This is a genomic window from Nostoc sp. KVJ20 (genome assembly GCF_001712795.1).
In the GTDB taxonomy this organism is placed as follows: domain Bacteria; phylum Cyanobacteriota; class Cyanobacteriia; order Cyanobacteriales; family Nostocaceae; genus Nostoc.
Genome location: NZ_KV757538.1, coordinates 1 through 23,993 on the forward strand (window position 1 = coordinate 1; position 23,993 = coordinate 23,993).

Genomic DNA, 23,993 nt, shown 5'->3' on the forward strand with positions numbered 1-23,993 from the left:
AAGAATTGGCTCGTCGTCGTGCAAACTGGCAACCTCCGGCTCCGCGTTACACTAAAGGCGTGTTGGCGAAGTATGCCAAGTTGGTATCTTCTAGTAGTCTTGGGGCTGTGACAGATTTGGACTTGTTTTAGATGATTTAAGTTACCTACACTGTACCGTCAGGTCAGTGTAGGCTTCCCAATTTATCTACTGTACCAGTCCAAGTGATGCTGGGTCGGAGTGAAACTAGCTGGTTGATAGGTGCAGAAATATTGCCAGTAACACTATTTTTCGTTTTTACTTGGTTTTAGCAATTTGCGTCGCCATTTTATACTACTGCTTCTAGTTAGAGAAGGGACAATACCCACATTTCTAGTAATTTTTACTGAAATTTTATGAGTTTTTGTAAAAATCTTGAAGAAGTTTCAGGAAATTTACATAGCAGCTATGATGTCAATAGAGAAATTACGGCAATATAGTTGACAGTCAACTGCTTAAAAACCGAAAAGGGTACAAAATGAGTTTTGAATCTAACGTCAAACTGACGATCGCTCTTGCTAATCCAGACTTAGATGCAGAGGAGCAAGAACGAGAAGCACGGAATCTGTTGCGAGAAATCAAAGACTTAGATGTGGAAAGTGCTGAACTTGTAGCAGTTACAGAAATACCCGAAGGAGCCAAATCTGTTGGCGGTTTTTTGTTGGGTGTATTGCAAGCAGAGGTGAGCCTTGCCAATTTTAAGAAATTGTTGGGATTTTTGGGCGATCGCTTGGGCAACAAAACAATCGAACTTGAAGTTGAGGCTAACGGCAAAAAACTGAAAGTTAAAGCCAGCAGTCGAGAAGAGTTAACCGCAGCCATTGAACAAGCGCAAAAGTTTGTCGCAGGTAACTAAGAAATCCAGCAATAAGGAAGATAAGAAAATGGCGAAAGTAGCACTGCTAATAGGAGTCAGTGAGTATGAGCCTGGTCTTAACCCATTGCCAGCAGCGACAAAAGATGTAGAGGCAATGCAGCGAGTTTTGCTGCACCCAGAAATTGGGGGCTTTGATGACGTAACACTGCTGCTAAATCCTCAACGGCATGAGATGGAGGAAGCCATCGAAATATTGTTTGATAATCGTCAAAACGATGACCTCGTACTGCTATTTTTCTCTGGACATGGCATTAAAGATGAGAGCGGTAAACTTTACTTTGCAGCTCGTAACACCCGCAAAACCGATAAGGGAGTACCAGTTAAGGCAACAACAGTACCAGCTAATTTTGTCCATGAGATCATGAGCAATAGCCGCTCCAGACGCGAGGTAGTGATTCTTGATTGTTGCTTTAGTGGTGCGTTTGCTGAGGGTATGTTGGCGAGAGATGATGGTTTTGTAGATGTTAGGAACCAATTAGGTGGAGAAGGACGGGCTGTTCTCACATCTTCGACTTCCACTCAATATTCTTTTGAACAGCAAGGGATAGATACCTCAACTTACACCAGCTACGTAGTTGAGGGGTTAGAGACTGGTGCAGCAGACCGGGATGAAGATGGTTGGATTTCTGTTGACGAATTGCATGAATATGCTGCCAAGAAGGTACAAGACAGTACGCCAGCGATGAAACCAGAGATTTATCCTATCAGAGGAGGGCACAAAATTAAACTTGCGAAAGCACCAAGCAATGATCCCATGCTTACATATCGTCGAGAAGTTGAGTATTGGGTGGAGGGTGGTAATGGTGAAATTTCTGTTGCTGGTCGCGCTGCATTGGAAGGACGACAAGAAGAACTGGAACTAACGCCTGAGCAGGCTAATACAATTGAAACTCAGGTTTTAGCACCTATCAAAAACTACAAGAGAAAATTGCAGCGATATGATCAAGCATTCAGCGACGAGATTAAAAAAGAGTTTCCTCTCAGTGATAAAACTCGCGCTAATTTGAAACGTGTTCAGCAAGCGCTAGGACTCAGAGATGAGGATATAGCGATAGTCGAAGCTCCGATAATTGCTGAACAACCACTTCTCAAACCTCCGGTAGTTGTAAATTCTCTGTCTCCCCAAAATAGCAATTTTAAAATTTATATAGGAGCTTGTATTATCGGAACAATCGGAGTACTTTTTGGTGGTACTGTAGTCTACTTTTTTAGAGGTAGAGATAAACCTCAACCTATAGTTCCATCTATAGTAAATTCCTGTGTCCAAGAGAAGTATACTTTGGACGACAGAATTAGCTTGGGTGAAGAGATTTTAGTTAAACAAGATACGAACCCAGATAAAGAAGCTGGAGTTCAAGCATTTTTTAAAGGCGATTGTGATACTGCTATTAATAAGTTAAATTCATACCGTCAAGCGAATTCCGCTAATAAAGCAGACCCAGAAGTATTGATTTACTTGAATAATGCTAAGGCTCGTCAGAAAGGAGAGCGGCTTAAAATTTCTGTGAGTGTACCTATTGGTACAAATCCAAATGTAGCAAAAGAGATTTTACGCGGTGTAGCTCAAGTTCAAGATGAAGTGAATAGTAGTGGCGGTATTAATAATAAACCTTTAGAGGTAGCGATCGCTAACGATAATAATAATTCAAATGAAGCTCAACAAATTGCTTCCCAATTTGTCACGGATACTAAAATCTTAGCTGTTGTGGGACACAACACTAGTAATGCTTCTCTCTCTGCTGCGCCAATTTATCAAGAGGGAGGGTTGGTAATGATTGCTCCTACAGGCTTTTCTGAAAGCCTCTCTAATTTTGGCAGCTATATATTTCGTACTTTTCCCCCTATTGGCTTGTCAGGAGATAAGCTGGCTGACTATATGGTGAGAAAATCTGGCAAAACTAATATTGCTATTTGTGTTGACTACAAAACTATCGATAATAAGTATTTTGAGGATAAGGATAAGTTTTCCAAAGTGATTAAAAATGCTGGTGGCAATATTAATACTACCAATTGTGATTTGTCAGTGGTTGACGATTTTAAAGCAGCTGCAATAGTTTCTCAAGCTAAAAATAGCGGTGCAGATGCTTTGTTCTTGGCTCCCCACATAGACAGAATTGATAAGGCGATAAAAATAGTAAAAGCTAACAAAGGACAACTAGCAATATTCAGCAGTCCTGCTTTGTACACTTACCAAACCTTAGAGACAGGAAAAGCAGATGTAAATGGCATGGTACTCACAACATCTTGGCATCCAGAGGCATTTCCAGGCAATCCCTTTTCAAAAAAGGCTCAACTACTTTGGGGTGGAAATGTGAGTTGGCGAACAGCTATGGCATACGATGCGGCTAAAGCAATTGTTACAGGTTTAGAGCAGAATGACACCCGTGATGGGTTGCAAAACGTGCTGCGTAATCCTAACTTTTCTGCTGCTGGCGCAGGGGGAAATATTCAATTTGAGCAAGGCGATCGCAAGGGTGATTTTGTTTTAATCCAAGTTCAGCCAAGCACTAAAAATGCAGCTGACTATGACTTTGTATTGGTTCCTCCATATCTTCCACCTAACAATGGCAACAATTGATGATATGCTAGCTGTATCTGAAGACAAATGGTTACGTTTTTACTAAGTTGCTGGTTTTGAGGTTTTAGATATAGCGATCGCATAAATAATTCCATCTTCTTAGTCAAAGTTCAACAAAGGCCTGGTACTGATAAGTATGAATTTGCACCGATTCAACCTTAAGTTTCTGCCTTTACTTAATAGCGATCGCACTTACTCATTCTGATATTTCAAAATAGCGATTGCACCCAGTTTTTCACTTACAGCAACTCGATAAATTCATCAACACTCAGCCCAACCTGTCTAATAATTGCTCGTAAAGTTCCTTTGTCTAATTCTTGATGATTCGGAACAACCACTTCAGCAAATGGCTCATCTCGACGTAAAATAATGTGGCTTCCACGTTGTCGCAAAACATAAAAACTAGCCTTTCCTAAAGCTTTGATGCACTGTTGACCAGAAAGGGTAGGTAACTTGCTCATACATCAACTAAAACAGTTTCCAGATGATCTTCTGGAATAGGACGACCTTCTTCTTGTAAAACTTCAATATATAATTCAATAGCTTCCTTTATATTGGCAATAGCTTCTGTTTTCGTCTTACCTTGGCTGATACAAGCAGGTAAGCTAGGACATTCAGCCACCCAATAACCATCTTCTCCTGGATAAATAATAACTTGTCTCTTCATCTATTACTCCTACAAATCAAAAAAGCCAAAATTTCTCACATATCTGGATTTTCACCCAATTCTCTTAATCTAGCTGCTAGACGAGCCGCTTGTGCAACTGCGACTTGTGCTTGTGAAATTGCAGCTTCCTCTGGTAACAAAACCAAATTGCCAGCTAAATCGTAAAACCGCAACCATACCGCCGTTTCTCTGTCTATTGTTCCTTCATACGTTCCCAACCATAAACCTAACTTTTGACACCACAACCAACCACGCTCATTTGGTGTCAAAGATTGATATTGCTGATTATGATCTAAATGCCACCCTTGCAAAGAAGTCGGGTCAAAGGGGTCATAGACAAAATAATCTGAAGTATGAAAAGTTTGTTCGTAAAGGTCTTTCTTAACAGTCTGATCTATTTTGGCTGTAGATGGTGACATTAATTCTACAATCACATCAGGATAACGACCGTTTTCTTCCCACACTACCCAACCTTGACGAGAATTAGTCCCATCCACATTTAGGACAGCAAAGAAATCGGGGCCACGGAAATCCTGGTTACGTACTTGGGCGCTGCTGTAATAAATAAACATATTGCCACTAGTAAAAAAATCATTCCGGTCAGCCCAAGCTTGTTGCAATGACCGAATCAACACATTCATGGCAATGCGGTGGCGATTTGATTCTAAGGGTTCTCCGTCATCAAAAATTAAATCTGTAGGCGGTGTAGGGTGTTCCCAGTCTAGAATGGCTCTTGGGTTGTTTTCGGTAGTCATGAGCGATCGCCTTTCTCAGAAAGCCTTAGATTTATATCATAATCTGCCGAGAGTTTCCTGAATTAAAGTTTAAAAGTTAGAGCAGATTCAATTTAAAAATCAAATTTATTAAAGTATATCGTCTCTAATCATGAGTATATAAATTAGCTAAAACAATCTTTGATATAATTCCTGACTGTTACAATTTTGTCAGTAATTTTTAATTTTTCCTTGTTAAAGGAATACCGATGGTAAACTCTGTCCCATATCCTGGCATAGAATCAACTTCAATAGTTCCTGCGTGTTTGTCTACAACAATTTGATAAGCGATCGCCATTCCTAATCCAATTCCTTTGCCCACAGGTTTAGTGGTAAACATGTGGTCAAATACCCGTTGCTTTACATCCTGTGACATCCCAATGCCATTATCGTAAATCTGAATGATCGCACAATCACTTGAGTTGTCAATTTGGGTTTGAAGCTTAATTTGATTGTGGTTATTTTCAAGAGCCTCAAAACTTCGTTTTTGGCTGGCTTCTTCCAGTGCATCGATGGCATTTACCAGAACATTCATAAACACCTGATTCAGTTGCCCCGCGTAGCATTCGACTAGGGGTAAATCACCGTATTTCTTAATGATCTGAATTTTTGGTTGATTAGGTGTGGCTGTTAGGCGATGATTCAGAATCATCAGAGCGTTGTCTAATCCCTCGTGGATGTCTACAAATTTCATGTCTGCTTCATCGAGGCGCGAGAAATTACGCAGCGACAGCACAATTTCACGAATACGCTTAGTTCCTACTTGCATTGATGCCATTAACTTGGGTAAATCTTCTGCTAGAAACTCAATATCAAGATCTTGGGCGCGATCGCTAATTTCGGCTGTCGGATTTGGATAGGTTTGTTCATAAAGCTTGAGCAAATCGAGGATACCTGCGCTGTATTCACTGGCATGGTTGAGGTTGGCATGAATAAAATTGGCAGGATTATTGATTTCATGTGCCACCCCAGCAACCATTTGTCCCAAGCTAGACATTTTTTCGGTGTGGATGAGTTGAGCTTGGGTATTTTGCAATTCTTTCAAGGCTTTGCTGAGTTCGTGAGCCTGTTGGCTAGAAACCAAAGCGCGATCGCGAATCTGTTCATATAGTTGCACTTGTCGCCACGCACTAATCAACCCAACCAGTAGCAATCCTCCCAAAACCGTAGCCAACAGGTTCAAAGCTTGCAATGGTGATTCAATATTTTCTTGTGGCACAACTAAAGCTACTGACCAATTTGCTTCTTTCAAGGGAGTATAAGCAATATAGTTCCATTTACCATCTAGTTGAACAAATTCAATATTTGTGCCTTTAGCTACCATTTTTTGAGTAATTTCAGCCAGTTTGGGGTTAGGCGAATTGAGGAAACTCTCAGCAGCTTTTTCAGGTGTGCCAATTAGTTCCGTATTGGGATGGGCGATGGGAACTCCTTGAGAATTTAAGGCAAAGGCATAGCTATTCTTGCCTTGATGTAAATTGCTGATCACTTCAACTACTCGGTTAATTGGAATACCTCCCATTAACACACCTGCTGGTTTTGCGCCTGTTTTGGCAGGAATCGGCGAACTGATTTGAATCTGCAACTGATTGCTTGTGCGGCCAATGATTGGATCTGCGGCTACTGTTTCACCCACTATACTCCGCTGAAAAAATTCTCGGTCTTTAACATTTGGACGACCTCCTTGAGTGTTAATTAATGTACCATCTGGTATGCTCAACGACATGAGCAAAAACGTTTGTAGCCGCTTCACCTCAGATTGTAAGTAAGGTTCCATCACAAACCAATCTAGCGATCGCACCACTGGAGAATTTGCCAAAGTCTTAATTTCTGTCTTCCGAATGGCTAACCAGTTATCAATATCATTCTGACCTTGCTGTGTTTTTAAAAGTGCTTGCTCCTTAAGACTATTAAGCAACAACCCCTTAATAATCTTGTAACTAGTTATAGCTGTAGCACTAATACTAATGGACAGAATCACTACAATTGATAGTAATAATAAATTTCGCGATCGCCATTTCAATGAGTAATAATTTTTATTGGCTGGAGCATACCATCGTGACGCGGCTTTGAACCATATTTTCCGCAGATTAAACATTATCATCGATTTATTCCGAGTTAAAATTTAAAAAACAAAAATTAAGCGTCTTGAATACTAAATAAAGTACTCATTACTCATCACTCATTACTCATTACTCACTACTCATTACTCATCATCATTGTTGTTGAGTAGAGATTTGAATGATAAACTCCGTACCCTTCCCAAGTTCGGAAGTACAAGAGAGGGAACCGCCATGTGCTTCTACAACAATTTGACGAGCGATCGCTAATCCCAATCCAGTGCCTTGTCCTACAGGCTTGGTGGTGAATAAATGGTCAAATACTTTTTGTTTAACCTCTGGTGACATTCCCACGCCATTATCAGCAATCTTAATCAAAACATCCTGACCTGAGTCTGCTACACAGGTTTGAATGGTGATGCAATTGGGGTTGTCTAGAATCGCTTCTAAACTCCGTTCTGTATTGTATTGTTCAAGTGCATCAATGGCATTTGCCAACAAGTTCATAAACACCTGATTCAGTTGTCCAGCAAAACATTCCACTAGGGGGAGTTTGCCATAATTCTTAACTACCTCAATTGCTGGACGATTTTCGTTAGCCTTTAAACGATGTCTAAGAATCAAAATAGTGCTATCAATGCCTTCATGAATATCAAAGGGAACTTTATAATCCTTATCTGCTCTGGAGAAGGTTCGCAAACTGGTACTAATACTGCGGATACGGCTAACACCTAATTTCATCGAATCCAGCAATTTAGGTAAATCTTCAAGTAAATAATTTAGGTCAATGGCATCAATTTCGTCTTCAATATCTGAGCCGGGATTGGGAAACTTTTGTTGATAAAGCTTAATTAGTGCAAACAAGTCTTTGATATAATCTTTGGCTGGTTCTAAATTGCCAGCAATGAAGCCAACAGGATTGTTGATTTCATGGGCAACACCTGCTACCAAATTACCAAGGGCAGACATTTTTTCACCTTGCACTAATTGCAATTGCATCGTTTGGAGTTCTTGCAAGGCTTGTTCTAATTGTTGCTTTTGCTGTTGCAATAATTGTTGTGCTTGTTGAGGTGCAGTGATGTCTTCACATGTGCCAAGGATGCCAAAAACGTTTCCTCCTCGATCTTTTAGAGGAATTTTATTTGTATTCGACCAGATTTGTTTTCCGTCTGCTTGCAGCACTGTTTCGACAATGTTGAGTTGAGCTTCTCCAGACTCTATGACTTGGCGATCGTACTCTACATACCAATCTGATTCCTCACGAGTCCAAGAGAGATCATAGTCTGTTTTACCAACAACATTTTCTGGCACTCCTACACCCGAAATTTCAGCAAATTTCTGGTTACAACCTAAATAAACACTATTGCGGTCTTTCCAGAAAACAGACTGGGGAATATTGTCCATAATTAACCGCAAGAATTGTTCAGTCTGTCTCAGGTTTTCTGAAGTATCTTGTGCATGTTGATAAAGTCGGGCGTTTTCTAGAGAGATTGCAGCTTGAGTACATAACAGATTGAGAACTTCGACGCGATCGCTAGTAAACGCCCCAGTGGTAAGATTGTTTTCTAAATACAAAATTCCCAACAGTTTGCCTTGATACAAAATCGGCATACACAGCAAGCTTTTGGGTTGCTGACGAATGATGTAAGGGTCAGCTATCAGCGCCGAAGACAATGTTACATTAAAGATGACGCTAGTTTGAAGGGTGCGTTTGACGGCGTAAATCAAGCTATGGGGAACCTCTGCGCTATCTTCCACAAAAATGGACTGTAGCACGGTTGATTGCTGCCCAATTTCAGTAGTAGCCTCAATTACCAATCTATCTTCTTTAAGTAGTAGTAAAACACACTTATCTGCTCCAGCATTTTCAATCACAACTTGCAACAACTTACTAAGTAATTTATCTAGTTCGATTTCACTAGAGAGAGTCTGAGATGCTTTGATAACTGTTGCCAAATCTAGCATTACTGATGCACTGCTGCTAGAAGTGATTGATTTACTGATACTTGGGTGGAAGGTAGCAATGCTGTCAATATTTGTGATCGTCTCATTGGGTGTGAGTGGCGGCCGCATTTGTTGTAAAATAGGAGCTAGCAATTTTGGATAATGCTGTTCTAAATCATCGACTTTAGCTTTAGCGCCCCAGTGGGTGTAGCAATAATAAGCATTAATCAAATACTCTTGGGCAATGCGTTCTTTGCCCCATTCTAAATAAAACTTGGCTGCGAGTTCGTTGGCGAGAGCTTCTTCATTGACGTATTCATTTTCTTTGGCTTTCGCAATGGCGCGATCGTATAACTCGATTGCATCCATATACTTGCCAGAAGTTCTTGCTATTTCCGCAGATAATAATAGATAGCGATGTAGAAAGTTTGTTGGACAGTTTTCCGCCCAGGTTTTTTGGATTTGTTGATGCTCTCGGATAATTTCCCAATATTGCTTTTTCTTCTCTAATGTCGCATTGGGATAAACTGCTATCAAACTAAGTGGATAATAGAAATGATATTGAATAATTGGGAAAAATCCAGAGTTAGAAGCAAGGGTTTTATCAGCTTCTTCTGCTGCTTTCACTGCATCTGCGTAGCGGCCATAAAGGTATGATAATTGGATTTTGAGAAAGCAGTACCAATTAATTCCATGCTCAAAGTTATTCTTCTGTCGCCAAACTTCTATATAGGGAATATCTTCGCCATTGTAATCATCTAATAAATCGGTGTTTTTAGATATATCTTGTAAGTTCAATAAAAACTGCCGCTGTAAAGTAAATGCATACAGCATATTGGTATCATTTACCTGCTGTACATAGCCAAGATATTTCTCAGTTTCCGTGTAGACATCCGAGAGGCGATCGCCTTTAATTAACATTGCCCAAATCAGGAACGAAACTGCCCAAACTCCAAACACCAAATTTCCAGTTTCTTGACAGACTTGGAATGATTTTTGAGAAATTGGCAAATTTGTTTTTAAATGCTGATTATAAGGATTAATGGTGTGGGCAAAGATATTATTACTCTTAGGTATAAATTGAGTACTATTAAAATGGTGATCAACTTTTAGTGCTAGTGTACCGAACTCATAAGCAGTTTGATAATTACCTTGATTTGCCAGACTCATTCCATATAGACAGTAAGCAAAACCAGAGCTTTCTGCATTGCCATATTTCAAAGATAAACTGATCATTAATAGAGGCATCAAACAACTAAGATTTTGATCTCCTCCCATATAAGCAGCTGCCCAAAGATCAGCTAAAAGACCCATACAAACTTTCTTCTCTGGATCTGTCATTTCAGGCAGATCGAACAAATCTGCTGTCCGAATTGTTTGAAGTTTAGCTTTTAATTCTTCAAGTTCAGTTTCGATAGCAGCTTGTTGTTTTTCAGAAGTGACTGGCAAATGCATCCCCATGATGCTCAAACCTTTTAACCCAGCTTCAAAGCCAGATTCTATATTTTCGCCCTGAGTCATTTTCAGATGCATCTGAATTCGATAAATATCGGCTTGTTCAAACTTATCCTGACAATGATATAATGCCAGATTAAATAATCTCTCCGCCTCATCAAAATTGCCAGTCAAATATTCACATTCAGCAGATTCTCGATGCAATCTAAAGGTTAGTTGATAGTTAGTCAACCAACTTTCTTCTATTAATAATTCTCTACCTAACGTGAAATATTTAACGGCTGCTCTATAAGCAGTGGAAGCTTTAGCTTTCTTCCCAGCAATTAAATTGAGTTGAGCTAGTTCATATTTTTGGGATTGCTCATTAATTATGTCAATTCCCTCATTTAACTGATTAACAATATCAAAAATACTACCTTCAAGTGCTGATGGTGATGTATTGTTTAAGAGTAATTGCCCAATTTTTAAATGAGTAGCTTTTCTTTGAGATTCAGGGATTAGAGAGTAGGCAGCTTGCTGAACACGGTCATGGAGAAATTTGTAAGAACAGGATTCAGGAGAATTGGGTTGTATCAATTCTGAATTTTCTTGATAAAACTTGTAGACCTCATTGGTAGGAATAATCAACCCATCTTGCATAGCTTTCCAAAAATCTGCGGATGTTTCCACCTGAGATTTTTCATAGACGATCGCTAATGCCACTAAATCAAATTGGTTTCCTACACAAGCCGCTAACTTCAAGACTGCTTGAGTTCCAATTGATAACTTTTGCAGTTGAATTGCCATAAACTCTACTACATCATCGGTCAAAGCGAGCGATCGCACCTGAGCAACATCACATTCCCATCCTCGTTGAATTCCTCCCTGTGGGGAGTGATGGGAGTTAAATGTAATTAGTTGATCTTGATATAAAGCTTTAAGAAACTGGGTACTGAAGAAAGGATTGCCTTTAGTTTTACTTAATACTAATTCTGTTAATGGTGCAGCTAATGTTAGAGAACAATTCAATGTATCTGCAACTAAATGATTAATAGAAATATGATCCAGGGGCGATAAAGTAATCGTATTGACTGTAGCGCCTAACTTCTCAATCTCTTCCAAAGTCAACATCAGTGGATGTACTGGGTTGACTTCGTTATCTCGATAAGCACCAATTAACAGTAGATAACCAATGTCAGCTTCACTCATTAACAAGTGCATTAACTTTAAAGAAGCAGAATCAGCCCATTGCAAATCATCAATAAAGATCACCAATGGATGTTCTCTTGTCGTGAACACTTGAGTGAACTTCAAAAATAGCGAATTGAAGCGATTTTGTGCCGCACTCCCAGAAAGTTCCGGCGCTGGAGGCTGTTTACCAATGATACTTTCCAGTTCTGGAATTACCTCAACCATCACTTGTCCGTTCTCACCCAAAGCAGAGAGAATTTTGTACTTCCACTGCTCGAATTGAATGTCAGTTTCACTTAGCAGTTGCCCGATTAAGTCTCGGAAAACTTGGACAAAAGCAGAGAAAGGGATGTTGCGCTGGAACTGGTCAAATTTACCTTTAATAAAGTAACCCCGTTGTCGCACAATTGGCTTGTGGACTTCGTTCACCACAGCAGTTTTGCCAATCCCAGAGAAACCGGCAACCAACATAATTTCAGTACTTCCCTGACTGACTCTCTCGAAAGCATCCAGTAAGCTTTCAACTTCGGCTTGGCGGCCGTAGAGTTTTTCTGGGATGATAAAGCGATCGCAAATATCCCTTTGTGCAATTGGAAAACTCTCAATTCTACCCGTATTCTCCAGTTGCTCTAAACATTGTTCTAAATCATACTTTAGCCCTAATGCACTCTGATAGCGGTCTTCAGCATTTTTTGCCATCAATTTTATTACAATGTCACAAATAACTTCGGGAATCTCCTCTTCCCCCTTGCTTCGTAATTGTTCCGGTTGCTTGGCAATATGACAGTGAACCAACTCCATCGGATCATTAGACTGGAAGGGTAGCTCTCCGGTAAGTAGTTCATAGAAAGTGATACCCAGGGAGTAGTAATCACTGCGATAGTCAATTCCGCGATTCATCCGCCCGGTTTGTTCCGGGGAAAGATAGGCGAGAGTACCTTCTAAGACATTAGGACTGTGAATTTCCTGGGTTTCTCTAGGTAAAAGAGAGGCAATACTAAAGTCAATTAACTTAACTTGCTTAGTTTCCGGGTTAATCAGGATGTTGGCAGGTTTGATGTCTTTGTGGATAATCCGATGGCGATAGAGTCCGTCAAGAATATTGCTCAGAGCGATCGCAATTTCCAAGAACTCTGTCAGAGTATATTGGTTGCTCCCTATTTTTTGGTTCATCCAATCTCTGAGGGAAATACCACCAAAATCTTCCATCACCAAAGCATAGCTGTTGCCGTAAGGTTCTAGACTGTAGGGATGAACAATACCGGGTAAGTCAATATTTTTAGCGATCGTGTATTGATTACGGAACAGCAATAGTTCATTGAAGCTGGGATACTCCTGCTGAAGCAGTTTGATCACAACCGGAAGTTGATCAGCCTCTCGAATTGCACGATAAACTAAGGTTCTAGAGCCGGCATAAAGTTGTTCGGTAATTCGATAGTTTAAAAGCTTGTCCATCGGTTCAACTGCTGTATTCATACTTGATCAACTCTTGTGAAATCAGCTATTTATTTAAAGTAGTCTGCCCAAAAACCAGCTTTTTCTAACTCAGTTTTCTTTTAGGTGTAGGCATAGCCCATCGTAGACATCGCATTTCACTTGTGTGATGTGTCCTGAGTTTCTCAAGCAAAACTCCCGCTATTTCCGGTAAAATCAAGTTCTGAGGACTGTGGATTTGGGAGAAATTAGGGGTGCCTACACTTGGTGTTAACATTGACCACATCGCCACCATCCGGCAAGCACGGCGGACGGTGGAACCAGATCCCGTGGCAGCTGCGGTGCTGGCAGAATTAGCGGGTGCTGATGGGATTACGGTGCATCTGCGCGAAGATCGGCGGCATATCCAAGATAGGGATGTGCGGATATTGCGGCAAACAGTGCGATCGCATCTTAATTTAGAAATGGCCGCTACAGATGAAATGCTAGCGATCGCTCTCGATATCAAACCAGATTACGTGACCTTAGTCCCCGAAAAGCGCGAAGAAGTCACAACAGAAGGCGGACTAGATATTACCCTCCAAATTGCTAGAATAGGTGAGATAGTCGATAAATTGCAAAGCGCTAGCATTCCAGTTAGTTTATTTATCGATGCTGACCCTGCACAAATAGAAGCATCTGTCAAGGTGCAAGCGCAATTTATTGAATTGCACACCGGACAATACGCTGAAGCTAAGGATGAGACAAATCGCCATCGAGAATTAGCCATATTAGCGAAAGGGTGTGAACAAGCGATTCAAGCTGGATTGCGAGTCAACGCTGGGCATGGACTCACTTACTGGAACGTCTATCCGGTGGCTGCGCTTCCCGGCATGGAAGAACTGAACATTGGTCATACCATCATCAGTCGGGCAGCATTAGTCGGTATAGAAAGGGCAGTCCGCGAGATGAAAGAAGCGATAAGAGGGGACAGGTGATAGGGGACAGGTGATAGGGGATAGGTGATAGGGGAAGAAACTATAACCTGTAACCTGTAACCTGTACCCTGTACCCTGTACCCTGTAACCTATAACCTAGAGGGGTTGTCACTGCGAAATCTAGAAATTGGGATCAAATCTTCAGCATAAAACTTCTATGAGCGCAACAGAATCTAACAACCTGCCACTTTGGGTACAAGATAGAGATAAGGTGATAGCAGAAAGCACTGATGTCGAGTGGCGCTATCAGACACCGCCTGATTATTCCCGCTCAAAAGAGAATCTCGCTAAAGAAAGTATCTACAATCACCTTGAAGGTACACTGGAAGCGATCGTGCAAAACTTGGTGCGAACCTTAGAGATGGAGGTATCCTTCAAATCTAACCCACAAGAGTGGTTGTCTATTGTTAATGAACAGTTTCGCGTGAGTACCAATGGCGGAGTAGAATACACCGCAGCAGATTTATCAGCCCAAGGTACTTACAATTTATTTATGGCTGATTCAGAGCATTACAAAGCTTCAGAAGAAAGCTTTGAATCATCCGCAAAACTCTTCCACACAACGTTTCCCCAAGGATTCCCTTGGGAAGTACTGGAAGTTTACTCAGGGCCACCAAATGTCACATTCAAGTGGCGGCATTGGGGACATTTTAAAGGAGAATACAAAGACTATGCACCTACTGGAGAGACAGTAGAAATTATCGGCATGAGCATTGCAAAAGTTACCGATGACTTGAAGGTTGTTTCCTTAGAACACTACTTTGACAATAATCTGTTCTTGGAAAAGCTAACATCTGGTGGCAAACAAACAAAAGCTGAAAACGAGAAAAGTGCTTGTCCGTTCAGTTCTTGGTTCAAGAAATCCAACAAAAGTTAGTTTGTAAGGGTACAGTGCAGCACTGTACCCTTAAATTATTCACATAGCAACCAAAGGATGAAAATGCAAACATACCATTACGTTTTGGCCAGTCAACGTTTTCTTCTCGAAGAAGAACCGATACACGAAGTTATCAAAGAACGCACTCGTCACTACCACGAACAAGAAAAACAAATAGATTTTTGGTTAGTTGAGCAACCAGCTTTCTTGGAAACACCGCAGTTTGCAGAGCTAAAGGCGAAGTGTCCCCAACCAGCAGTAGCAATTATTTCTACAAATCCCCAATTTATTACTTGGTTAAAACTGCGTTTAGAGTACGTCATCACTGGTGAATTCCAGGCTCCTTCTGAGGCAATACCAGATGCCCTGGCATCGCTTGCTACCGTATCTTAGAAATTGGGCATTGGGCATTGGGCATGGGGCATTGGGCATGGTAGACAAAGAAGAGACTTATTCAATATTCTCCCTTGTCTCCCTCGTCTCCCTCATCTCCCCAGTCCCCAGTCCCCAGTCCCCAGTCCCCAGTCCGAATTTTATTTATGAGTAAAAAAATATTTTTTGACACTCTTTTTATCTACATACTGAAGTAGCTGGGTTTTCAGCTTTTTTCTTATAAAATTTTCTAAGACACCTTGATTTACATAATCTAACTTTTGTGCATAGATTTCAGATTTTACCAAGTGTTTTAGGACTAGCGATATCTACGACGAGCTTCGCTTACGCAGGGTTGATTGGTGGGATGAGTTCTGTCTTTGCCCAACAAGCAATTCCCCTCTGTCAACCACCAAATGCGGGTGAGTATCTTTTATTAGTAGTAAGTCCCACAGCAAATAATCAAAAGCAGTTGCGTAGTGCCTTACCACCTGAACTTAAGACCATCACCTGTCAATATCTCAACGAAACTGTGACGCGAGTAGGAGGCTTTAACAGAATTGATGATGCTAATCGTTGGGCGAGATATGTTAGCAATATTGTTGGCTTGTCTGCCATAATTACCACTCGACCAACAGCGGCAGATGTCCAGCCACAATCACAACCACAACTACAACCACAGCCACAGAGACAACCACAGTCACCACAGCAGACAGTCACCTATAATCCTCAAGCATTAGGAGAGGGTTATGCAGTGCTGGTAGATTATTACAACCGTCCAGAACTAGTAAATAGTGTGCAGCAAGCGGTAGGAGGTAACGTAGGTTTTGTTTCTTATGGACAACGCCCTTACTTACTAGCAGTTTATACCACTAACCAAAGTGAAGCATACAACACATTACAAAAGCTGAACAATGGCGGTTTCGTTGCCAGCATCGTAGATAGTCGTAAGGTGATTCTGCTGCGCTCAACTGTGCGATTGTAGTCTATTAGTCATTAGTCATTAGTTATTAGTCATTAGTCATTAGTCATTGGTTAATAGACTGTAGACTATTGACTAATAAGCAGACCTGGCTAACCAATAGATGGTTATACCCAAAGCCGACCCAGCGATTACCTGAACTGGTGTGTGTCCGAGTAACTCCTTGAGACGGTCTTGGCTAAAGTCTGGTTTTTCATGAAATAATTCATCAATCATTTGATTGAGAATACGAGCTTGCTTACCGGCTGCTTGGCGTACTCCGGCTGCATCATACATGACGATAATGGCAAAAACGATCGCAACGGCAAAATCAGGAGATGCCCAACCTAGTGTTTGCCCTACACCAGCGGCTAAAGCTGTAACTAAAGCTGAATGGGCACTGGGCATACCTCCTGTTGTTACCAAAACACGTACATCCAGTTTGCGATGTTTGATGATCTCGACTACGAGCTTTAATGCTTGAGCAATTAAACAAGCTACCAGAGCAACCAGCAGCACCCGGTTGTCTAAAATGTTGCCTATGTCCTGCATGGTATTTTGGTTAGGTTAGTAAATATTAGCAGCAGTTGTCGGTTGAGGAAACATTTAGATTCAACCCAAAATCCAAAATTAACCTAAGTACATTACGACGGAAACAGACCAATTATTCAAAATCACCAAAAAGCTTAGATGATAAGCTTTTTGAATTTTGAATGAGTAAAGTTTGAATTCCGCAGGGCGGTGTAGTACAGCATGGTATCAATAAACCACCCATTCCAAATCAATGAAACGCTTGCGGCATGGGAATTACAAATTACGTTAGCGCAGCGGTAGCGAGTCCACGAGCGTCATTACGAATTACGAATTACCAAAAGCGTTACTAGTTATTGCGGCTGATAATAAAATGAGCGATCGCTTGGAGTGATTTAGCTCTCTCCCCAAATGGTTCTAATTCCGCACAAGCTGCTTTAACTAGCTCTTGGGCAATTGATCGCGATTCCTCAAGTCCCCAAAGGCTGGGATAGGTCACTTTCTTGGCTTTTTGATCTTTGCCAGCAGTTTTACCTAATTCTTCTTGGGTAGAAGTGATATCCAGAATATCATCTATGATTTGGAATGCTAACCCAATATTTTGAGCATAACGGGTCAATCGCTGCACATCTTCAGATGATGCCCCAGCAATAATCCCGCCACAAACTACAGAAGCTTCCAAAAGGGCGGCCGTTTTGTGTTGATGAATGAAATTTAGCGTTTCTAAGGAAATATCTGATTTCCCTTCCGACTCTAAATCGACAACTTGACCGCCGACCAAACCAGCTGCCCCCAGCGCCCGACCAAGACGGACAACTACCTGTAAGACTAGCTCTCTGGGAACACTTTGGGGGGTTTGAAGGGCAACAAACTCAAAAGCGAGAGCCAATAAGCCGTCTCCAGCCAAAATCGCCACATCTTCGCCATAGACTTTATGATTCGTCAGCTTCCCACGACGATAATCGTCATTATCCATCGCTGGGAGGTCGTCATGAATCAACGACATTGTGTGGATCATCTCCACAGCACAAGCCGTTGGCATAGCCATCTCAATACTTCCACCCATCATTTCACAGGTAGCAAGGCAAAGAATGGGACGTACACGCTTGCCTCCAGCTAATAACGAGTAGCGCATCGCCTCATAAATCTTTTCTGGATAAATGATGGGGATAGCCTGATCCAAAGCATTATCACAAAGCTTTTGTCGCTCTTTTAGATAAGCTGCTAAGTTAAATGTGGCTTTCTCTGGTGGTGTCTTTTGAACGTTATCAGTTGCTACCATTCTTTCATTCCTGACACTTTGGGATTTTGTCTTGTACGTCACAATTTTAAGGTGCTGTGGGGCTGAAAAAAATGAAGAGTTAAGAGTTAGAAGTTAGGAGTTAGAAGTTAGGAATTAATAACTCTTAACTTTTAACTCATCACTCTTTTTCTTTTCTTGCCGCTCTGGAATAGCTGTCCAATGTATTTTGCAACAATATGGCGACAGTCATAGGGCCAACACCACCAGGAACGGGGGTGATAAATCCTGCTACACCAGCGGTTGATTCAAATTCGACATCGCCAATGAGACGACTGTTGCCACTAGCATCGGTGACGCGGTTCATTCCCACATCTACCACAACAGCGCCTGGTTTCACCATATCAGCATTGATTAGTCCAGGACGACCGACTGCTGCAATTAGAATATCAGCATTTTGGGTGATGCTTTTGAGGTCATGCGATCGCGAATGAGCGATGGTAACTGTGGCATCAGCTTCTAGTAGCATCAACGCCATAGGTTTACCCACCAAAATACTGCGTCCCACAACTACTGCATTTTTTCCCTGCAAAGGAATTTCATATTCTTGTAAAAGGCGCATCACACCAGCCGGGGTGCAGCTGCGTAAACCAGTTTCTCCCCGTACTAGTCGCCCCAAGTTCACTGGGTGCAATCCATCGGCATCTTTATCAGGATCGATTTGATGCAGCAGAGCCACTGCATCCAAGTGGTCAGGTAAAGGCAACTGCACAAGAATGCCATCCACCCGTTCATCGTGGTTGAGTGCGGCAATTACCTCTTCTAACTCCCCCAAGGTAGTTTGGGCAGGAAAATGTTTGCCAAAAGAAGCGATACCAACTTTAGCGCAGGCTTTTTCTTTATTGCGTACATAGGCAGCTGACGCTGGGTTATCACCAACCATCAACACTGCTAAACCAGGGGATCGTCCAATTTTTGGTTTTAATTGTGTAATGGCAACAGAAAGTTCTTGCTGAATTTTTGCTGCTAAAGCTTTACCATCAAGGAGTTTGGCAGTTTTTGTTTCCATGAAAATTCCCAGCTATGTTCGCTTGTTGTCCAAAGTCCAAAGTTAAAATATTGATTATTGAATCTTGACTTTCGACTATTATTGTGTTGCCGTTTGATGTCGTAGAGTTTCTCTCACAGTAAATTCATAATATTTATTTTCTCAGATCAACGGCATCATCTGAAGAATAAACAAGTGGGGAGTGAGGAGATAAGGGAGCAGGGGAAGAAGAATTAATCGATTAATGCAATACCCAATGCCCAAAATAAATAAATCGGTGGCTTTCATGCAACAAATAAGAAATTTGTCCCTTTCGTTCTTGTCTCGGCACAGTATTGTTCCTTACCGACTGGGGTTGACTTTTTTTCTAGTAGCGGGACTTTGCAGTTGTGGTAACTTGACATCGCCTAGTTTAAGTGGGGCTGGCTTCAAAATTGGGACAAATGTCACCCCAATTGGAGAAATTAAACCAAAACAAGACAATCAGGCTATAGTTTACATCCAAGGTCAGGTAGAAAAGCAAGCTCCCATGATGAAACAGTGGGCTTATCAAATTAGTGACTCAACTGGCAAAATTTGGGTTGTCACCAATCAAAAGAATCTGGGTGAGGGCGCACAAGTGGTAATTAAGGGTAAAGTTCGCTACCAAAGTATTCCCTTGGCTGGCAAAGAATTGGGGGAAGTTTATTTAGAAGAAGATTAACTCAGTAATTAAAAATGAACTTATGAACAATCAACCGGTGCATGTAGCGATCGCAATTCTCTACCAAAAAAACAAGTTTCTCATGCAACTGCGCGACAACATCCCCGGTATTCTCTACCCTGGTTATTGGGCGCTGTTTGGTGGTCACATCGAACCTGGTGAAACGCCAGATGTAGCAGTAAAGCGAGAAATTTTAGAAGAAATTGGCTACATATTACCACCATTCGTTGAATTTGGCTGTTATTCCACCGAAAGAGTTGTTCGTCATGTCTTTCATGCACCACTCTTAGTGGAATTAAATCAACTAGTTCTGAATGAGGGCTGGGATATGGGCTTATTTACACCAGAAGATATTCGCCAAGGTCACTGTTATTCACAAAATGCTGGCGAAGTCCGACCTTTGGGGGACATGCATCAAAAAATTATGTTGGATTTTATTGAGAAAAATCCAACATAATTTGGGCATGGGGCAATTCAATTTTAGATTTTGGATTGAGAATTTTGGATTAAATTTAAATCTAAAATCCAAAATCTAAAATCTAAAATTCTCACTCCCTAAAAGCCAAAATAAAGTTAGAACTCTTATAGGATCATCACTAAATGCAATCAACAAACAAACTGCCACGATGGTTAACTATAGGATTGGCATTTCCCGTTGCCATTCTCAACGGCTGGCTATTGATCCAGGTTGTACAGTATTTTCAACCCTTGGTTAGTATTATTGCCGCCGCCATCCTACTGGCTTTTGTATTGAACTATCCAATCCAGTTTCTTCAGGAACAAGGGGTGAAACGTAACTTGGCGATCGGGGGAGTGTTGCTTTTGACTGTCGTGATTTTAGTAGCTTTAGGCATCACCTTGGTTCCCCTGATTATTCAACAGCTCGTTGAACTGGCTAATATTTTGCCCAGTTGGATTGATTCTGGTACTCAACAGCTGCAAACTTTTCAAGATTGGGCATTAAGTCAACAACAACTTCCTATTAATTTAAGTGGTTTATTTACCCAAGTTCTGGAACGATTATCTAACCAACTTCAGTCCTTCACTGGCAGAATTCTTGGTTTTGCCGTTGATACTATTGGTATTGTCCTCAACGTGCTGCTGGCGGTAGTGCTGACTATCTACCTAACATTAAATGGTGAACGTCTTTGGGATGGAATTTTTCAGTGGTTTCCCAATAATATTGGGTTAAGAGTGCGAGAACTACTGCGAGAGGATTTTCATAATTACTTCATCGGTCAAGCAACGTTGGGAGCTGTATTAGGGGTGACAATTACACTGGTGTTTTTAGCGCTGCAAGTTCCCTTAGCTCTACTTTTTGGCATTGGTATTGGCTTGTTTTCACTCTTCCCCTTTGGTACGGGAGTCGGTATCGCTATAGTAAGTTTGTTGGTAGCCCTGCAAAATTTTTGGTTAGGAGTAGAAGTCTTAGGTATAGCTGTTGCCATTGACCAAGTTAATTCTAATATTATTGCACCTCGAATTCTCAGCAATTTGACTGGCTTAAATCCTGTGTGGGTGGTAATTTCTTTATTGCTGGGGGCAAAGTTAGGAGGAGTGTTAGGTTTGTTAATTGCGATCCCTATTGCCAGTTTTATTAAGGATACAACAGATAGCTGGCGGGCTGGAGAGTTTAATAAGATAGATGATATAGAGTCAGAATCTATTGCGATCGCTAGTGATAAAGCAGGAACTTATAGCTAAAATTAAATCCTTCAGATTAACCGAATAACTGGCGATATTACCCAGAAATGAACTATAAAACCCTAATTAATGATGTCAGCAAAGAAGAAGTTATTACTTTGGGCATCAATAATTTTTCATAAATACAATCAGGGTAAAAAATTGAGCGTAGGCGTAGCCCGCCGCAGGTATCGCTATTTACATATAACAGCAAATATATTGACATCCTCACCGACATAAAGGCGCTCTTAAGAAGGAGTAATGAGTAATAAGTAATGAGTAAATACCCATTTTCCATCCACTCATTACTCATTACTCCTTACTCATTACTTTAAAGCATTGCGTGAAGCACGGGGCTTCTCTACGAGACGCTTCGCGAACAGACCCAAATATGTGGTGAAGCATTAATCAATGATAAACCCATACAAAAGCATAACAGAATACAAAGCTTGCAGCTTATGACTGCGAGGCTCTACGCTGGAAACCTAAGCAGTCAGTATTTTGAAAAAATGAAGAGTTGTTTGAAACTTACCTTTGATAATGGGCAAACAGCATTAGCGACTCGAATTGAGCAGCAAGTAGAATTGCCAAATGCTTTTGAGGAAATAGGGCTTGGTGGTTCGCGTCCTGTTTTAGTAGTAGTAGGCGGTGCAAGTAACATCAGCGAAATTGACTTTTTCCGCATTCAAAGGTTGTTTGTGGAAGTTTTAGCCCCCATCGCCGAAACTTTGGAGGCTTATGTTGTGGATGGGGGTACGGATGCAGGAATCATGCGAATGATGGGTAAGGCTCGTATCCAGATAGGTGCTAAGTTTGCCCTCGTTGGTGTGGCACCCGAAAGCAAAGTGGCTCTACCTAATCATTCAGAGACGGCTGCTGATTTGACACCCTTAGAGCCAAACCACACTCATTTTGTGCTAGTTCCTGGTGAGAATTGGGGCGACGAGTCTCCTTGGATATCTCGCGCTGCAACTGTGCTAGCCAATGGCGCACCTTCGGTAACAGTGCTGCTGAACGGTGGTGAAATTACCTTTAAGGATGCGTTTTCTAGTGTTAATACTGGCAGGTTAGTTATTGTGATTGCTGGTAGTGGTAGAACCGCAGATATACTAGCAGATGCCTTGCGTGGAAAAGCTACCGATGAACGAGCTAAAAAGCTGGCTAAATCTGGTACATTACAATACATTGACTTAAGCGACATAGAGAAGGGAGTTAAGAATTTAGGCAAAGTAATTAAGGGGTTACTTTCTAATGAGGAGTAAATAATGGCAGAAAAAGACAGTTCTCAGGAATCTTTAGAGAAAGACTATACCAAAAAACATAGTTATCAGGAATTTTTAAGGGAAGATTTTAACAAGTTATTTGCAGGGATGAACTTAGGCGATGTGCAAAAACATTTTTTGCGATCGCGTTGGTTAGAACAAGTACTCTGGATGGAAGCTAAGGCGAATTCATCGCGCGATCGCCATTATTATTTGCGAATCACAACTATTATTGGTGGTGTAATTCTCCCAGCATTAGTAAGTCTAAACATTAACACTACTCCTAAAAGGGATATCATTATCTGGTCAACTTTTGGTTTGAGCCAAATAGTTGCTATTAGTGCTGCCATTGAAGAGTTTTTTCACTATGGAGAACGCTGGCGACACTATCGCCGTACAGTCGAATCTTTGAAAACCCAAGGGTGGCAATTCTCGCAGTTGACAGGCCCTTATTGTAATTATACAAGCCACGAAAAAGCTTTTCATCTGTTCGCAGGTCATGTAGAAGATATTATTCAGCGGGATGTGGAAATATATGCCACTCAAGTTGTACAAGAAAATAAAGAAAAAAAACAGAATCAGGAAGGCCATATCACTCTGCAAAATACAAAAATAATCAATTCGGAAGAGAAGAAAGAGGAAGAATAAAATAGAATTCAGAATTTGTGAATACTTTACTGGTAAATGAATAGAGTTTTAATAAGGAAAATATTAATACTAGTTTTGCCCACCAAGGTTAAAGTTTTAAACTAAATATTTAGACTCTCTCTACGAGACGCTGGGCGTAGTTTGCTTTAGAGTAGTGGTGCAAGATTAGAGTTAAGGCTTTGCTATCATCCAATTTGACTCCAATTCATACTGAATTCTGACTCCTGAGTTCTGAATTCTTCTTAATAAAATCGATTAAATAAACTCTCCCCTGTTAGATAAAAACATGAGGAGAGTTAGAAATAAAGTCCGGTAGGGTAATCGGGCTACTTAAGTTTTTATTATTTATCGACTTTATATTATTCCTCCTTAAGACAGATAAACATTTAATTTGAATTCTATGTTGGTAGCTTTTGAAAAAAAATCCCCATTGCTAGATAGAAATGGGGAAATATGAGTTAAAGTTCGTCAGGTGATCGGAATATCTGTTTATTTTGTCTTGATACTATCTTTCTCAATTCCTCCGTTAGGTAGAGAAATATTTCATGAATATGTTCAGGTATGTGTTTATTAGCACTGTAAGCTAAATTTGAAGAAAAATCCAGAAAGAGGCTACGGTGTACACACAAGTCAAAAAAAGATCAATTTCTCATTGTTCGCTGGTTTATCTCGTTCCTATGCTCTGCATAGGAATATCTGACTAGAGGCTCTGCCT

Annotated in this window: 20 protein-coding genes; 12 read left to right on the forward strand and 8 right to left on the reverse strand. The window is 40.9% G+C overall.

Annotation, left to right across the window (positions count from 1 at the left end):
• From A4S05_RS39885 to A4S05_RS00305, 3 genes are all read left to right on the forward strand, one after another.
• The coding region (locus A4S05_RS39885; RefSeq protein ID WP_141699609.1) for a dihydroxy-acid dehydratase at window positions 1–131 on the forward strand (131 nt) is incomplete at its 5' end.
• Between the two features lie 365 nt (window positions 132–496).
• Window positions 497–874, forward strand: coding sequence for a hypothetical protein (locus tag A4S05_RS00300; RefSeq protein ID WP_069067845.1), 378 nt, complete (start codon window positions 497–499; stop codon window positions 872–874).
• Between the two features lie 28 nt (window positions 875–902).
• Entirely contained in the window at window positions 903–3,473 is a 2,571-nt protein-coding gene (locus tag A4S05_RS00305) for a caspase, EACC1-associated type (protein ID WP_069067846.1), read from the forward strand.
• A 239-nt stretch (window positions 3,474–3,712) separates the two neighbouring features.
• On the opposite strand, the gene A4S05_RS00310 is transcribed toward A4S05_RS00305, so the two are convergent.
• From A4S05_RS00310 to A4S05_RS00330, 5 genes are all read right to left on the reverse strand, one after another.
• Window positions 3,713–3,934, reverse strand: coding sequence for a type II toxin-antitoxin system HicA family toxin (locus A4S05_RS00310; protein WP_069067847.1), 222 nt, complete (start codon window positions 3,932–3,934; stop codon window positions 3,713–3,715).
• Complete coding sequence (locus tag A4S05_RS00315; protein WP_069067848.1) at window positions 3,931–4,140, reverse strand: type II toxin-antitoxin system HicB family antitoxin; 210 nt, start codon at window positions 4,138–4,140, stop codon at window positions 3,931–3,933. The genes A4S05_RS00310 and A4S05_RS00315 overlap by 4 nt, the downstream gene beginning before the upstream one ends.
• Window positions 4,141–4,175: 35 nt before the next feature.
• Window positions 4,176–4,895: a Uma2 family endonuclease gene (locus tag A4S05_RS00320; RefSeq protein WP_069067849.1), complete on the reverse strand. Its 720-nt coding sequence runs from the start codon at window positions 4,893–4,895 to the stop codon at window positions 4,176–4,178.
• A 199-nt stretch (window positions 4,896–5,094) separates the two neighbouring features.
• Window positions 5,095–7,017, reverse strand: coding sequence for a sensor histidine kinase (locus A4S05_RS00325; RefSeq protein ID WP_084226921.1), 1,923 nt, complete (start codon window positions 7,015–7,017; stop codon window positions 5,095–5,097).
• Between the two features lie 112 nt (window positions 7,018–7,129).
• Window positions 7,130–13,018, reverse strand: coding sequence for a trifunctional serine/threonine-protein kinase/ATP-binding protein/sensor histidine kinase (locus tag A4S05_RS00330; protein ID WP_069067851.1), 5,889 nt, complete (start codon window positions 13,016–13,018; stop codon window positions 7,130–7,132).
• A 212-nt stretch (window positions 13,019–13,230) separates the two neighbouring features.
• Here A4S05_RS00330 and A4S05_RS00335 point away from each other — a divergent pair, with 212 nt between their 5' ends.
• From A4S05_RS00335 to A4S05_RS00350, 4 genes are all read left to right on the forward strand, one after another.
• The gene (locus A4S05_RS00335) at window positions 13,231–13,953 is read left to right on the forward strand and encodes a pyridoxine 5'-phosphate synthase (RefSeq protein ID WP_069067852.1); all 723 of its coding nucleotides are present in this window, start codon (window positions 13,231–13,233) and stop codon (window positions 13,951–13,953) included.
• Between the two features lie 157 nt (window positions 13,954–14,110).
• Window positions 14,111–14,830 carry a nuclear transport factor 2 family protein gene (locus tag A4S05_RS00340; protein ID WP_069067853.1) on the forward strand — a complete coding sequence of 240 codons (720 nt, stop codon included), beginning with the start codon at window positions 14,111–14,113 and terminating at the stop codon, window positions 14,828–14,830.
• Window positions 14,831–14,893: 63 nt separating this feature from the next.
• The gene (locus tag A4S05_RS00345) at window positions 14,894–15,223 is read left to right on the forward strand and encodes an MgPME-cyclase complex family protein (protein WP_069067862.1); all 330 of its coding nucleotides are present in this window, start codon (window positions 14,894–14,896) and stop codon (window positions 15,221–15,223) included.
• A gap of 262 nt (window positions 15,224–15,485) precedes the next feature.
• A complete protein-coding gene (locus tag A4S05_RS00350; RefSeq protein ID WP_069067854.1) occupies window positions 15,486–16,187 on the forward strand; it encodes a hypothetical protein in 702 nt (233 codons plus the stop codon).
• 72 nt (window positions 16,188–16,259) lie between these two features.
• On the opposite strand, the gene A4S05_RS00355 is transcribed toward A4S05_RS00350, so the two are convergent.
• The 3 genes from A4S05_RS00355 to folD form a co-directional block, all read right to left on the reverse strand.
• Window positions 16,260–16,715: a divergent PAP2 family protein gene (locus A4S05_RS00355; protein WP_069067855.1), complete on the reverse strand. Its 456-nt coding sequence runs from the start codon at window positions 16,713–16,715 to the stop codon at window positions 16,260–16,262.
• A gap of 328 nt (window positions 16,716–17,043) precedes the next feature.
• The gene (gene crtE / locus A4S05_RS00360; protein WP_069067856.1) at window positions 17,044–17,976 is read right to left on the reverse strand and encodes a geranylgeranyl diphosphate synthase CrtE; all 933 of its coding nucleotides are present in this window, start codon (window positions 17,974–17,976) and stop codon (window positions 17,044–17,046) included.
• A gap of 139 nt (window positions 17,977–18,115) precedes the next feature.
• Window positions 18,116–19,003 carry a bifunctional methylenetetrahydrofolate dehydrogenase/methenyltetrahydrofolate cyclohydrolase FolD gene (folD, locus tag A4S05_RS00365; RefSeq protein WP_069067857.1) on the reverse strand — a complete coding sequence of 296 codons (888 nt, stop codon included), beginning with the start codon at window positions 19,001–19,003 and terminating at the stop codon, window positions 18,116–18,118.
• 235 nt (window positions 19,004–19,238) lie between these two features.
• On the opposite strand from folD, the gene A4S05_RS00370 reads away from it, so the two are divergent.
• The 5 genes from A4S05_RS00370 (at window position 19,239) to A4S05_RS00390 (ending at window position 23,278) form a co-directional block, all read left to right on the forward strand.
• Window positions 19,239–19,685, forward strand: coding sequence for a hypothetical protein (locus tag A4S05_RS00370; RefSeq protein WP_256090764.1), 447 nt, complete (start codon window positions 19,239–19,241; stop codon window positions 19,683–19,685).
• Between the two features lie 22 nt (window positions 19,686–19,707).
• Window positions 19,708–20,142, forward strand: coding sequence for an NUDIX hydrolase (locus A4S05_RS00375; RefSeq protein WP_069067858.1), 435 nt, complete (start codon window positions 19,708–19,710; stop codon window positions 20,140–20,142).
• A gap of 203 nt (window positions 20,143–20,345) precedes the next feature.
• Entirely contained in the window at window positions 20,346–21,389 is a 1,044-nt protein-coding gene (locus tag A4S05_RS00380; RefSeq protein ID WP_370684378.1) for an AI-2E family transporter, read from the forward strand.
• Between the two features lie 488 nt (window positions 21,390–21,877).
• Window positions 21,878–22,630 (forward strand): hypothetical protein, encoded by a 753-nt coding sequence (locus tag A4S05_RS00385; RefSeq protein WP_069067860.1) that lies wholly within the window; start codon window positions 21,878–21,880, stop codon window positions 22,628–22,630.
• A 3-nt stretch (window positions 22,631–22,633) separates the two neighbouring features.
• Window positions 22,634–23,278 carry a DUF4231 domain-containing protein gene (locus tag A4S05_RS00390; protein WP_069067861.1) on the forward strand — a complete coding sequence of 215 codons (645 nt, stop codon included), beginning with the start codon at window positions 22,634–22,636 and terminating at the stop codon, window positions 23,276–23,278.
• Window positions 23,279–23,993: the final 715 nt, after the last annotated feature.

Excerpts from the sequence above, each read along its gene's own strand:
- A4S05_RS00340 (WP_069067853.1), top strand. The coding sequence starts at position 14,111 with ATGAGCGCAACAGAATCTAACAACCTGCCACTTTGGGTACAAGATAGA.
- A4S05_RS00355 (WP_069067855.1), bottom strand. The coding sequence starts at position 16,715 with ATGCAGGACATAGGCAACATTTTAGACAACCGGGTGCTGCTGGTTGCT.
- A4S05_RS00310 (WP_069067847.1), bottom strand. The coding sequence starts at position 3,934 with ATGAGCAAGTTACCTACCCTTTCTGGTCAACAGTGCATCAAAGCTTTA.
- A4S05_RS00375 (WP_069067858.1), top strand. The coding sequence starts at position 19,708 with ATGAACAATCAACCGGTGCATGTAGCGATCGCAATTCTCTACCAAAAA.
- A4S05_RS00325 (WP_084226921.1), bottom strand. The coding sequence starts at position 7,017 with ATGATAATGTTTAATCTGCGGAAAATATGGTTCAAAGCCGCGTCACGA.
- A4S05_RS00315 (WP_069067848.1), bottom strand. The coding sequence starts at position 4,140 with ATGAAGAGACAAGTTATTATTTATCCAGGAGAAGATGGTTATTGGGTG.
- A4S05_RS00385 (WP_069067860.1), top strand. The coding sequence starts at position 21,878 with ATGAAGAGTTGTTTGAAACTTACCTTTGATAATGGGCAAACAGCATTA.
- A4S05_RS00300 (WP_069067845.1), top strand. The coding sequence starts at position 497 with ATGAGTTTTGAATCTAACGTCAAACTGACGATCGCTCTTGCTAATCCA.
- folD (WP_069067857.1), bottom strand. The coding sequence starts at position 19,003 with ATGGAAACAAAAACTGCCAAACTCCTTGATGGTAAAGCTTTAGCAGCA.
- A4S05_RS00305 (WP_069067846.1), top strand. The coding sequence starts at position 903 with ATGGCGAAAGTAGCACTGCTAATAGGAGTCAGTGAGTATGAGCCTGGT.
- A4S05_RS00320 (WP_069067849.1), bottom strand. The coding sequence starts at position 4,895 with ATGACTACCGAAAACAACCCAAGAGCCATTCTAGACTGGGAACACCCT.
- A4S05_RS00390 (WP_069067861.1), top strand. The coding sequence starts at position 22,634 with ATGGCAGAAAAAGACAGTTCTCAGGAATCTTTAGAGAAAGACTATACC.
- A4S05_RS00370 (WP_256090764.1), top strand. The coding sequence starts at position 19,239 with ATGCCCAAAATAAATAAATCGGTGGCTTTCATGCAACAAATAAGAAAT.
- A4S05_RS00330 (WP_069067851.1), bottom strand. The coding sequence starts at position 13,018 with ATGAATACAGCAGTTGAACCGATGGACAAGCTTTTAAACTATCGAATT.
- crtE (WP_069067856.1), bottom strand. The coding sequence starts at position 17,976 with ATGGTAGCAACTGATAACGTTCAAAAGACACCACCAGAGAAAGCCACA.
- A4S05_RS00345 (WP_069067862.1), top strand. The coding sequence starts at position 14,894 with ATGCAAACATACCATTACGTTTTGGCCAGTCAACGTTTTCTTCTCGAA.